Origin of the sequence: Mycoplasmopsis glycophila (assembly GCF_900660605.1) — a bacterium.
GTDB classification, from domain to species: Bacteria; Bacillota_I; Bacilli_A; order Mycoplasmatales; family Metamycoplasmataceae; genus Mycoplasmopsis; species Mycoplasmopsis glycophila.
In genome coordinates this window covers 179,712-192,931 of sequence record NZ_LR215024.1, presented here as the reverse complement: position 1 = coordinate 192,931, position 13,220 = coordinate 179,712, and the positions used below count along the sequence as shown (strand labels likewise).

Here is a 13,220-nt window from a genome sequence, read left to right as displayed (position 1 = left end):
TTATGACGAAATAAAAGTTCGTGAGTTAAGACATATTATATCTATTCAAGGTGAATTAAATTATCAAGCGTTGTATTGATAACTATGATAAAAACCAAATAACATTCGTTATAAGTAAAAATAGAAGTTATTTTAAGTCCTATTCTTGGGAAGATGATACTTTTAAATAAAAGTGTTACTCCAAGTAAAGGGGCGGTTAAAGAACCAAAAGGAATTGTTATAGAGCCAATTAGACTCATTTTGAAAAGAATGCTTTTAATTTTCATAACTTCTCCTTCAAATTCCTAATTTAATTACATTTATGTAATTATTTCCTTACACTTGCATTTTACTTTTTTTAGATTGTAAAAATGCATTTCTTGTAATTTTTGATATGTAAAAATAACTTTTTTAGATTTATTAAGCTTTTTTGGAGCTCAAAAACTGGAGTGATATTAAAAAAACCGTTAATTAATTCAATAAAGCTAAACGGCTTGATTACTTTTTTTAATTTGCTTTTAAAAATTAAAAATAAAGTAAAATATAAATATATTTATCAAATTACACATTAAAGGAGAATCGAAGTAATGATTAAACATGAATTAAATAATGATAAAAAAGAATTGTTAGTGTCAGTAGAAGTTCCATCAGCTGAAATTCAACCTCTTTTAGAAGCTAAAATCGAAGCTCAACTTAAAAAAGTTAAAGTTCCTGGATACCGTCCTGGTAAAGCTCCAAGAGACAAAGCGCTTGCTAGAGTTGATTATGACGCTGTAAATAGAGCACTTGTTGATGAATTATTTAACCTTCACAGACAAGAAGTTCTTAAATATTTAGAAGAAAATAAACTTACAGGAGCTCAATTAGTTTACGATTTTGAAACCAAAGAAAATGGCGATGTAGTTTTAAAATACATTTTATTACAAACACCTGACTTTTCAGGAGTTAAATTAGATCAATTAAAAGCTAAAATTGGTAACTTTGAATTAACAAAAGAAGGGTTCGATGAAAAATATAACGAATTTCTTGCTTCACTTTCATTACCAGTTGCTTTAAAAGAAGAACAAGAACTTCAAAATGGTGATACAGTTAACATTAACTTCAAAGGATTTATTAATGATCAACCATTTGACGGCGGAGAAGCTGAAGGATATGATTTAGTTTTAGGATCGAAAAGCTTTATTCCTGGATTCGAAGAACAACTTGAAGGTAAAAAAATTGGATGAGAAGGTTCAATTAAAGTTACATTCCCAGAAAACTACTTCTCTAAAGAATTTCAAGGAAAAGATGCTGTATTTGAAATTAAAATTAATTCAGCCACAAGAAAAGAGGCAGCTGATTTAGATGATGAAAAAGTTAAGTTATTCCAAATTCCAAACGTTGAAAATATCGCACAACTTAAAGAAATGTTTGAAAATAGATGAAAAGTTGAAAAACTTGTTGAAGCTTCAAACGCTTACATGGAAGATGTTGTTTCTGAAATTGCAAACGATGTTAAAGCTCAAGTACACAGTTCGTTTTTAGATCAAGCACTTGAACAACTTAGAAATAACTTTAATAGTCAATTAAAACAATACAAAATTAAAAAAACTGAATACTTATCATTAATTAAATCTTCTGAGGAAGAATTAGAAGCACAATTTAAAGAAGAAGCTTTAAACAATGTTGCTAGAGAATTTTCAAGAAATTGAGTTCTTTCAGAAGTTTTAGCTAAAAACGAAGAAGTGGATTCATTTGTACAAGATTTAAAAGAAGCAAACCAATACAAAGCTCTTTTTGGACTTCTTTTAACAACTAAAAACCTTTTAGAAAAAACAAAATCATATAAAGTTGCAGACTTTTCAAAAGCTGTAGATGCTTTAAAAGCAAACATTGCACAAGAACAAAAATAGTTCAAAGTAAAAAAACCTCTAAACAAAACTGTTTAGAGGTTTTTTGCATCCTTAAAGAAAAAATGTAAAGCTTATTGCTCTACATTTATGTTTATTAACTTGCTTTTTTAAATTTTAAAAGTCTTATTTTTGAAAGTAAATTGTAGTTAACAAAAGCCTTTCTAATTTCTTCGGCAATAAGTAATCCAAAACCAAAGACAATCGGTAAAATTCAGTAAGTAACACTATATTTTTCACCGATAAAAATATTCATTTTGAATAAGTTATTTAATCCTGGTACAAAAACAACAATTAAAATTAAAACAAGAGATGATAATGTTGCTAAATAAACTAATCTATATTTAATAGGGTTGCATCTGAATAAATTGTATTTACTCATTAAGTTTAAAGCATTTAAGCTTGCTCCAAGACCTAAAGTTAAGAAGCAAGCGGTTGAAGTGATTTGAACAAATTGTTGTCCAGAAACACCTTTTGCTTGTGCTATAAATCCTACAACTAAATAAGATAAAAGAGCAAAGAAAGAAAGAATAAGACTTTGAATAATTAATTTTTTACCCATACCACGAGCAAAAATGCTTTCTTTTTTGCTAAATGGTAAACGGTTCATTACATTATCATCAAGCGGAGTCATTCCAAGCGCTATAGCTGGAAGTCCATGTGTTAATAAGTTAATTCATAATAATTGTGAAGCTGAAAGAACGATAAATTCAGTTTCACCAATTGCATTTTTAAAAATAAATCTAAAGGCTAAAAGCCCACAAAGCATAACAATAATTTCAACTAACGAAGAAACTAATAAATTTAAAATAACAGATTTAATTCTGTCAAAAGTTTCTCTACCTTTTTTGATTCCTTTAACGATTGTGTTGAAGTTATCGTCAGTTAAAACAATATCAGCAGCTTGTTTAGAAACGTCTGTTCCTGTGATTCCCATTGCACAACCTAAATCAGCAGCTTTAAGTGCTGGTGCATCATTAACACCATCACCAGTCATGGCCACAACTTTATCATGCGATTGTCATGCTTTTACAATTCTTAATTTATCAGAAGGACTAACACGAGCATAAATTGAAATTCTTGATACATTATCTTTTAAGAATTCATCTGACATAGTGTTAAGCTCGGCACCTGTCACAGCAAGATCTCCTTCTTGATAAATTCCTAACTGAGTACCAATTGCTTTCGCTGTTACAAGGTGATCACCTGTAATCATAACTGTTTTAATACCTGCTTGTTTTGCAGCTAAAACACTTTCTTTAACTTCTTCTCTTGGCGGATCAATCATTCCAACAAGACCAATAAATGTTAAGTTATTTTCATCTTCAATTGATAATTCTTGTTTATTTTCAGGAAGATTTTTAAACGCAATCGCAATAACTCTTAATGCTTGTTTAGATCATTTCTCAACTCTCTCAAAATCTTCTTGAGTAGCGTTTTTTGAATGTTTTAAAATAACGTCTGGAGCACCTTTGGTAATCATGAATTTTTGATTTTTACCATTATCTACTAAAATAGACATCATTTTACGGTCGCTATCAAATGGTAGTGAGTAAATTTTCTTGTTAGTTTTGAAAAACTTTTCTGCACTATTATTATTTTTATATCCAAATCTTAAAATACCAGTTTCTGTTGGATCTCCAATTTCATCAAAATCATTTTGATTGTTAGGTGTAATAGTAGCATCACAACAAGCCACAAAAGCACTTAAAGCTTTTGAGTTCGATAATTCTTCATCTGTATTTAACGCGTCATAAAATTTGACAACAGTCATTTTATTTTGAGTTAAGGTTCCAGTTTTATCTGAACAAATAACATTTGTAGAACCTAATGTTTCAATTGCAGGAAACGCTTTAACAACAACATTTTCCTTGGTCATATGTGAAACACCAATTGCTAAAAGAACCGTTGTAAAAGTCACAAGTCCTTCAGGGATAGCTGCAACAGCTAAAGAAATACTAATAATTAATGTTTGAGAATAAACTTCAACATTCTCTCAATTTCCTGTGAAAAGGTTTGTAAAAATAATTTGTAAGATTAAAGAAATAAAAAGTAAAGCAATTCCACCTATACCAAAAATCTTGCTTAATTTATTAAGTTTATACTGTAAAGGTGTAACGTTTGCTGTTTGTTCTTGAATTGAAGAATTAATTTTCCCTAATTCAGTATTTTTTCCGGTCGCTACTACTTCAGCATATGCTTTACCATTGACAACATATGTACCTGAAAAAATACGATTCACTCTTTCTGCTAAAGGAATAATTTCTTCATTCACTAATTGTTTAACTTCCTTATCAACCGGAAGAGATTCACCTGTTAAAGCTGATTCCACAACTTTAAGTGAAAAACTTTCAACTAAAACAGCATCAGCTGAAATAGCATCACCGGCTTCAACTAAAATTAAATCACCCACAACAAGTTCGTGACTTGGCACAAGTATAATTCTACCATCACGTACAACTTTGGCATTAAGTTCATTTGTTTTAGCTAAAGCTCTAACAGCTTGATCACTCTTAATTTCTTGGTAAGTTCCTAAAGCACTATTTAAAGCTACTACCACAAAAATAATGAGCGGTTCCACAAATTTAATAACAATTTCTTGAGTTGTTAAAGTTGTTGTAGAAGTTTCATAAATTGCTACACCTAAACTAATTAATGCAGCAATCAAAAGAAGAATAATCATAAAATCTTTGAATTGAGCAAAATAAATTTGAAAGATATTACGTTTTTTTTCTTCATGTAATACATTTGGACCATATTGTTGCAGTCTTCTTGCGGCTTCTCCGCTTGTAAGTCCGACAACCATTGGTTTCGAATTATTTTCCATATTTTCTCCTTATATAATTCTTTTAAACAAGAATGATTTAATTATATATTAAAAACACTTCAAAAAAGGTAAATAAAAAGATTTTCAAGTATCTAAAACGTAAATAAATAACAAAGTTTTATATAATAGTATTTATGAAAAAACAATGAAAAAAAATATTTTTAACAACTGGTCCTATTTTGCCTTTAGTTCCTTTATTAGCTTCTAAATGTGCACCAGAAAAAACAGAAAATGCTTCTGTGAAATTATCAGAAGAAAAAAAATCAGAATTAATTTTTGATCTCTTTTTTAAAGATAACCAAAAGATGCTTAATGAAAAAATTGAAGAAGTAGCAAAATATGACTACTCACCATTATTTTCGTCACAAATTTGAAATGATTTTATTCAAAAAATCACAGAAATCAAAAATGATGCACCTAATTTAAAAGAAAAATTATTAAACAATCAAGATTGACAATTACAAGCTGCTATTGAGCAAAATTTAGTTCTTAAAATTAGCAGTTTTCTACAAATATCAGAGAGAATCAAAGATACACAAGTGACAGTTGAAATGCTTAAACAAAGTGTAAAAGAGCAATTTAAAAAAATTCAAAACCCAACATCAGAAATAGAAACTAGCTTTAATAGTTTGTATGAAACTTTTGAAAACATAGGAGAGAGTTCTTCTTCTACTAGTTTTTCAAAAGAACAAACTAATGAATTTAAAAATAAATATCTTCAAATTTGATTTTATGATACTTTCTTAATTGAAGCTTCAAGCGATAATAACATGAAAGAACTTCAATTTTTTGAAGGAAAAACATACTCTAGTTTAAATGAACTTTTAGGAAACTTTTTATCAAATACACAAAATAATAACTATTTATTTACTTCTGACTTAAAGAAAAAATGAAAAGAGATTCAAGACCAAAGAGAAAACGAAGCTAATTTAAATAATTTTGAATACTTAAAATCTAATATTACTAAAATGTACGAAATGCAGCTTGCTTTCATACAAATGAATAAATCTTTTGTTGAGATGCTTTCGTTCAATAGTCTTGTTAGTGCTTTTCCAGACGAACAAGTTTTTAAAGATTATAAAAACAAAAGTGATCAAATTGACGCCGAATTTAAGTCTATTGAAATTTTCAACTTAAATAACATGTATTCTTTTGAAAATAAAGTTGATAATCTCGCAATAGAACTTATGAATAAAATTCAAAATAATTTAGATATGAATAGCCAAATAAACCCAATAAGACTTGATTTAAGGTTTAAAGAGAAAGAAGATTTTCAGCCCGTTTATGTAGAGCTTGAAAAACTTCTTGAAAAAGGTCTAGATAGTTATCTAAATATTTGAACTCAAGATTTTGTCAAAATTATGAAAGAAATAATCCAAAATCAACTAGATAATGGTTTAAAAATTTCTTATGATCAAGTCTTTCTTTTCTTTAAAAATAACTTCATAAATACAATAAACTCAAAATTAGATGAAATGATTTTGCCAAATGAATATGACATTGACAATATGCAATTTTTCCAAGAAAAAGTTGGTAATTTTTTAGAAGAAATAGCAGGTAAATTTTTTGGTGTTTTACAACAAAACCAAGCTAAAACACAAGAATTCCAAGCTATCGCACAACAAAAACGTATCAAATTAATTCAAGCCATGGAAGCGATTGGTTTCTTTAAAGAAATTTTAAAAAGTTATGAGCAAAAAGTTACAGAAAACAATTTAGAGAACTATAGAACAAAAATAAACGAACAAGTTGCAAATAGTTCAAAAGAAGTTTTAACAAATGCAATTGATAAAGACACTTACGAAATTGATCTTTTCTACAAAAAAATTCAAGAAGTAATGTCAAATCTTATTGAAAACAATGTAATTACATTACCTGTATCAAATCTTTTTTCAAACACTTTTATTGAAACAGAAGATTTATCTACTTTTGATCCTAATGAAGAACCTTCAGAAAGTTTCACATACATTGATTTTAATAATTTAAGAGAAAGACTTAATGCGTTAGCACAAAACAATAGTGCGAGCCAGGAATTTGCTGCAAAACAAATCCAAGAGTTTTCAAAATATAATTATCAAAAGAGTGAATATAACCTTTTAGAAGATGATGTTAAATGAAATAATTCTTTAGTATTTAATTACAAAGTTGGAGATACAAAATACCAAGATAAAATTTATTTAAAAATTGCGGAAGTTGGAGCAGGACGTCTAATTAGTTCAAGCGATGTTTCAAAGCCAGGCACAATGTCTTACTTTTTAAATCAAAAATATCCTTCTGCAAGTGATAAAAAATATATCTTAAGTATTAAATTCGATCCATCTCTTGTTAAAAATTTAAAATATGAACCATTCATTGATTTATTTTCTAACCAAAGCTTATTAGGAGAAGTGCACGCTTTAGGCTTTAACCCGTTAATTGCAAAAAGCTTATCAAATAGTACAATTAATAATCAAAATATTTTTAAAATTGATTTAGCATATGGTTTTGGTCATGAAGGGAAATACCTAAATTTAAAACAACTAGGTTCAACGTTACCTGAAGAAACTGTCTTTTCAACAACAACAAACTATTCATCTATTAATTTTGTAGTAGAAATCTCTGAAATACAGTACAAGATACTTAAATCAATGTCAGTTGCTCCAATTAGTCCACGTATTAATAATTTAGTATTAAATCCAAACGTGACAGAATTAGAAAGCTGAAATAGTAGAGTAATTGAATTAATTGAGTTTATTCATGAAAATGACTATTCTGTTTCAACAGCAAAATTAGAAGAAATTTTAAATTCTTCGGAAGAAGGAACAGTTAAATTACCAAAACTTAAAGCTGCATTTGATGAGGTGTTCCAATTAACACAACAAGAATATATAACAAAAGAACAACAAGCTTTAGCTTTAAACGTAATTGAGTTTACCTTATCATAAAACAAAAACACACTAGCTTAAAATTAGCCAGTGTGTTTTTTCTTTCTACTTGGTAGATATTACAAAAACTCCTATAAAACCACTTGTTTTGTTATTGAAGACATTGCTGTTTGTGACAATATTTTTGTTGATTAGTTCCTTTTGGATTTGATAATTATTTTTTAAAGTTAAATTATCAAGATTTCCTGTTGGTTTATAACCATAAAAGTACACTAAATATGTACCGTCTTGATTATCTCTCACAGTTATCATTTTTTCTTTATCTGGAGTTAAATTATCAAAAAGAAGGCTAGGTTCTGTGATGTATTCGACTTTTTGTTCTCTAGCTGCAGGATAATTTTGTCTAATTTGAGCTAACTTGGATACTAAATTAAATCCACTGTTAGGGTCTGCAATCATTTTTTCGATGCTTGGATTTCCAAAACTTGCACGTTTACTGATTAAATCACCACTTTTCTTTTCAAAGAAGTAAACTACTTTTGATGGATCTTCTCAATTGAATGATTCACGAATATTGTAATCTCCGTTGCCTTCTCCACTTTTTGGTCCACCTTGCATATAAAGTTCGTTTCCGTCATATAAAATTGGTAGTCCACCTCTTGAAAGAAGACTTGTTAAAGCATAATTATAAGCGTCAATTTCATCTTGAGTTAAAACCGAAGGTTTGTTGGTTACATTACTGTGTGTAATTTTTCATTTCACTTCGTTAATTCAACGCTCAATGTCATGATTATCTAAAAACGGCATTCATTCAGCGTGATAAGAATTGAGATTATTAATTACACTTTTTTCTTCGTTTGGTGTTAAATAAACTGATTTGACAAGCTCTCCAGTTGATGTGTTATATTCTTTTGTTTTGTAATTGTGTCCATCAATAACGCTACCTAAACTTTTAATGTTTAAAAATTTAAAATATTTATTAGCATCATAAACGCTGCCTCATCATTCTCCAAACATAAAGAAATCATCGGTAGAACTGGTAATGTTGCTATTTGTGCGTGCTTCTAAACCTTTATTAGCAGCTTTTCTTCATGAGACAAAAGCGCTAGTTGTTTTGTTTGTTGAAGAACCATTTTCGCCATGTTTATTAGGGTTATAATTATCAAAAATATGATAAAAAGCATCGTAACGAAAGCCATCAATTCCTTTTTTAGCTCAAAATTCATGTACCGCATTGATTTCATCTTTAACAAGATCATTATTAAGATTTAAATCTGGCATTCCTGCTCAAAAATACCCAGTTCATGCTTTTGAAGCTAAAGGTACTTTTTGATCAATGTGTGTGTACATGCTTTTAAGTCATGGTTCATCACGTTGTTCTGCATTTAATTTAGTATCACTATAAACATTGTAAAAATTATAATAAGATTGGTATTTTTCATTTCCTTTTAGCGCTTCTTGGAATCATGGGTGCTCATATGAAGTATGATTAAAAGGAACGTCTAAAATCACACGAATTCCTTTTTGATGAGCCAAAATTAGAAACTGATCAAAAGCTTCCATTCCACCAAGTTCGGGCGCAATATCTGTATAATCAATAACATCATAACCATGATAGCTACTTGCAGGAAAAACGGGCGATAAATAAAGAGCATCTACTCCTAATTTTTCAAAATAATCAAGATTTTCTTTTAGCCCAATAAAATCACCAATTCCATCATTATTACCATCTGCAAAAGAATAAACTGTTAATTGATACATTAAACTTGTTTTAGGATGGTTATTATTAAAAGGAGCAATCATTTGAACTTTATTAGGCATATCTAAATATGATAATTTGTTCATATCAATAAATTTTGTAAACGAAGGATCTGCTCAAAATTTGAAATCTTTGTCACTAGGTTTAACTTCTAAATTATCAATATAAGTTCTTTTTTCTGGCATATTAGCGTATCTAACCTCTTTTGATTTATTTAAATATTCTGCTTTTGCAATTGCTTTATCAATAGCGCTGTAAGAGTAAGCTTCAACAATTTCTTTTTGAAACTCATCTATTTCGCTTTGATTTAAGTTATTTAAACTTTGAAGTTGTGCAATTTGTTCTTGTTTATAATTTTGCATTTCATGTCTTTTAATTTCTGATTTTAATTCTTTTTCAATTTGCACATACTTTTCTTCATTATCCACAGCTTGAATTTTAGGTATATAAACATTAAATTTTTCGCTTGGTAATTGGAACATAAGTTTCCCTAATTTAAATTGGTATGGATTTGAAGCGTCAAGTCCTCATTGTGAATATTTTTTATTAGTATTATCACAACTTGTTGAAATAACTGCAGTTAATGAGACCGCAGGAATAAGAAATCCATATCAAAAATGTTTTTTTAAATATCTTTTCATAGTTTAATTATAAAAAAATTAGTGCATAGAAAACGGAATTAGACTTTTCCTTGTTGGTTCGCTTTGATAGATCAAGAAAAAAACATCCCACTTATAAGATAGGATGTTTTTATTTGAAATTATATTATTTAACTTCGTGTTCTGTCATTTTTTCGTTTTCAACAACTAAGAATCTATCACCTTTTTGAATTCCGTAAGGTGCAAGTGATTCAATTGCTTTAGCGTGGTCAGCTTTAACAATTGGGAATAAAGCTTCAGAATCTAATGAAGTAAATACTGATGAATAAATTCCAAATCCTTTAACCATTTTTGGATCATTTACAACACCAATAATTGTTGTGTTTGGACGGAATTTAGCAACTTGTTTAAGAAGTTCACCTGTTCTTGAAAGAACAACAACATATTTGTATTCACCATCGATTGCTTTTCTTGCAATTTCGTAAGCGATTTTTGTTCTTTTATCTGATTGATTTGAGTTTTCTCAAACTTTTTCTAATTGGATTGGGTAGTAGTTTCTGCTGTAGAATTCTTTTTCTGCACGTTTTGAAATAGCTGTCATTGTTTTTACAGATTCTAATGGGAAGTTACCATTTGCACTTTCACCTGAAAGCATTGTTGAGTCAGCTCCAAGTTCTACTGCGTAGTAAACGTCTGTTACTTCAGCACGTGTTGGGTGTGGTGAGTTTTCCATTGAGTCAAGCATTTGTGTAGCAACAATAACTGGTTTTCCAGCTTCACGACATTTTCTAATCATTTTCTTTTGGTAGTATGGAACATCGTAGTAAGGAATTTCTAATCCTAAATCTCCACGAGCAACCATAATTCCATCTGATGCTTCAATAATTTCTTCAATGTTTAAGCATCCAAGGTGTGATTCGATTTTTGAAATAATTTGAACGTGTTTTCCACCGTTATCATCAAGAAGTTTTCTTAATTCTTTAACATTTCTTGCTGAGTTAACAAATGAAGCAGCAACATAGTTAATTCCTTCTTTAATACCGAATTTAACGTCTTCAATATCTTTTTCTGCTAAGAAAGGTAATGTAAAGTCAACACCTGGTAAATTAATACGTTTGTTTGTTTTTAATTTGTGTGTGTTTTCTGCTCTAACTTTAACATATCCTTTTCCAACTTCTGTAACTACTGTTGAAAGTTTACCATCATCAAGTAAAACTTGGTTTCCAACAACTAAATCTTGAGCCATATCATATGCTACTGAAATTTCTGTTGAAGTTCCTTCTAAATTTTGGAATGCTTCAGCTGTTGTGTGAATTAAAACTTCACTTCCTGCGTTAACAACTTGAGCACCATCTTTCATTTTTCCTACACGGATTTCTGGGCCTTTTGTATCTAAAAGTAATGAAACTGGAATTTTAAGTTCTTGTGAAACTCTTTTTCCAAGGTTAAATTTGTTTCCTTGTTCTTCGTGTGAACCGTGTGAAAAGTTTGCTCTAATACATGTAACTCCGTTTTCAACTAAAGCTTTTAACATATCATAATTGTCACTTGAAGGACCGATAGTAGCAACTAATTTAGTTCTTTTATCTGTAATTTTCATTTAAGACTCCTAATTTGTTTTTTTGAAATATTAGATTTATAAAAATATTAATTTTAATATCATTCAAATTGTAACACTAAGGGTAGAAAATAATAATTGATTTTCTCTTTTTTGGAGTGTAAAAAAGGAAATGATAACATATTATTATTGTTGTTTATTTTATTCAAATGTATAAATTGGGAAAGTCACTTCCAAAGTGTTCAGTTGCATTGTTTCTGTTGCATTTAAATTTTCTTCTGTTGCAGCATGTATTTGGGTTTTATAAGGCATAGAAACTTTAATTTCCAATTTATTTTCTTCAACTTTTTTATAAGAAAAATTAGCTTGATCATAATTAATGTAAGAAGACATATTGGTTGGATAAACATTAATAAGTTGTTTAATAAATTCAACTTTTTTTTCTAAATTACCTTCAACTTCTTTGTATTTAGCATCAAATGCATCAAAATTTGAATAAGATAACATTTGAGTTTTGTTTAAAGAAAGATTAATATTATTATTGCTTTGTTCTTCATAAATAGCTAAAGTACCAGGATCTTCTTGCGATACTTTTTGAAAACCATCGATTTTATAGACTTTTTTACCTAAAACAGTATCACCATCAAGGACAACTAATTCCAGGAACAATTCTCCTTTAAGATCATTTGCATATGATTTTGCTTTAATACTAAAATTAGATTTTTTAGTTAATGAATTATCTTTTTGTACAACAAATCCAAACTGAATTAAAGAATTAGCAATTTCACCGCTTGGCGAAGCTAAATAAAAACTTTTTTCCTTAAGCTGGCTTTCTGTTTTGAGATTATCAAGTAAAAGAAGTTCAATTCAATTAATTTTATCACTAAATCCTGGCGCACTAGTTTCATATAAACGATCTTGAGGAGCAACATATTTCGATGCGATTGTGTTTTGTTTTTTGGCTTCGATATCACTTCCTGCCATAAAAAATAAACTATCTAAAGTTTTCGCAAGTTTAGCGCTCTCGTTTTGAGTGTTTTGTTTTTGAATAGTAACTACACCTACAGCTACCATTGTTGCTGTGATTGCTGCTCCACCTAAAACGAGTGAAAGTTTTTTTAAGATGTTCTTATTCATGTTCTTCTCCATTCAATATGTCTTGTATGTCTAAAAGCAAGGAATTAATTCCTAGTTTTGTTTCACTTGAAACAATATGATACTTATTAAATTTGAAAATTTGGCGATCTTGTTTAATTTTTTTAAGTAGCTGCGACTTATCTTTTTGTTTTAATTTATCAGCTTTAGTAAAAACTAAAGTAAAAGGCATGCCCATTTCTTCAAGGTAAGTTAAAATTTCTTCATCTGTTTTAGTGATTCCATGTCTTGAATCAATTAAAACAATAAGGTGCTTTAAGTTTTGACGATGCACAAGGTAATCATGAATCATATCAAGCATTTTTTGTTTTTGAGTATTTGAAATTTTAGCATAACCATAACCTGGTAAATCCACAAAAACAACTCCATGTTCATTTTCGAAAAAGTTTAAAAGTTGGGTTCTTCCTGGTGTTTTTGACACTCTTGCTAGTTTTTCATTACCCATTAGTGCATTTAGTAAAGAACTTTTACCAACATTTGAACGACCTCAAAATGCAATTTCATAATTTGGATGTTCATAATAATTATTTTGATCTGTAGACGATTTGACAAATTTAAACATATAGCCTCTTTTTTATTATTTAATTATA

The 13,220-nt window shown here is 28.9% G+C and carries 8 protein-coding genes; 2 read left to right on the top strand and 6 right to left on the bottom strand.

What is annotated here, in order from left to right; translation table 4 throughout:
- Positions 1-41: 41 nt before the first annotated feature.
- Positions 42-266, bottom strand: coding sequence for a hypothetical protein (locus EXC46_RS00645; protein ID WP_027333626.1), 225 nt, complete (start codon positions 264-266; stop codon positions 42-44).
- A 300-nt stretch (positions 267-566) separates the two neighbouring features.
- Here EXC46_RS00645 and tig point away from each other — a divergent pair, with 300 nt between their 5' ends.
- The gene (gene tig / locus EXC46_RS00640; RefSeq protein ID WP_027333625.1) at positions 567-1,871 is read left to right on the top strand and encodes a trigger factor; all 1,305 of its coding nucleotides are present in this window, start codon (positions 567-569) and stop codon (positions 1,869-1,871) included.
- Between the two features lie 94 nt (positions 1,872-1,965).
- Here the strand turns inward: tig and EXC46_RS00635 are convergent, their stop codons facing one another.
- Complete coding sequence (locus tag EXC46_RS00635) at positions 1,966-4,695, bottom strand: cation-translocating P-type ATPase (RefSeq protein ID WP_027333624.1); 2,730 nt, start codon at positions 4,693-4,695, stop codon at positions 1,966-1,968.
- A gap of 134 nt (positions 4,696-4,829) precedes the next feature.
- Here EXC46_RS00635 and EXC46_RS00630 point away from each other — a divergent pair, with 134 nt between their 5' ends.
- On the top strand, positions 4,830-7,619 hold the full coding sequence (locus tag EXC46_RS00630) for a hypothetical protein (RefSeq protein WP_027333623.1): 2,790 nt from the start codon (positions 4,830-4,832) through the stop codon (positions 7,617-7,619).
- Between the two features lie 45 nt (positions 7,620-7,664).
- On the opposite strand, the gene EXC46_RS00625 is transcribed toward EXC46_RS00630, so the two are convergent.
- The 4 genes from EXC46_RS00625 to yihA all read right to left on the bottom strand — a co-directional run bounded on the left by EXC46_RS00625 (position 7,665) and on the right by yihA (position 13,192).
- Complete coding sequence (locus EXC46_RS00625; protein WP_052353014.1) at positions 7,665-9,959, bottom strand: alpha-amylase family glycosyl hydrolase; 2,295 nt, start codon at positions 9,957-9,959, stop codon at positions 7,665-7,667.
- Between the two features lie 124 nt (positions 9,960-10,083).
- Positions 10,084-11,517, bottom strand: coding sequence for a pyruvate kinase (pyk, locus tag EXC46_RS00620; RefSeq protein WP_027333622.1), 1,434 nt, complete (start codon positions 11,515-11,517; stop codon positions 10,084-10,086).
- Positions 11,518-11,676: 159 nt separating this feature from the next.
- Positions 11,677-12,612, bottom strand: a complete 936-nt coding sequence (locus EXC46_RS00615) for an MAG1430 family protein (protein WP_027333621.1) — start codon at positions 12,610-12,612, stop codon at positions 11,677-11,679.
- Positions 12,605-13,192 carry a ribosome biogenesis GTP-binding protein YihA/YsxC gene (yihA, locus tag EXC46_RS00610; protein WP_027333620.1) on the bottom strand — a complete coding sequence of 196 codons (588 nt, stop codon included), beginning with the start codon at positions 13,190-13,192 and terminating at the stop codon, positions 12,605-12,607. The genes EXC46_RS00615 and yihA overlap by 8 nt, the downstream gene beginning before the upstream one ends.
- Positions 13,193-13,220 lie beyond the last annotated feature (28 nt).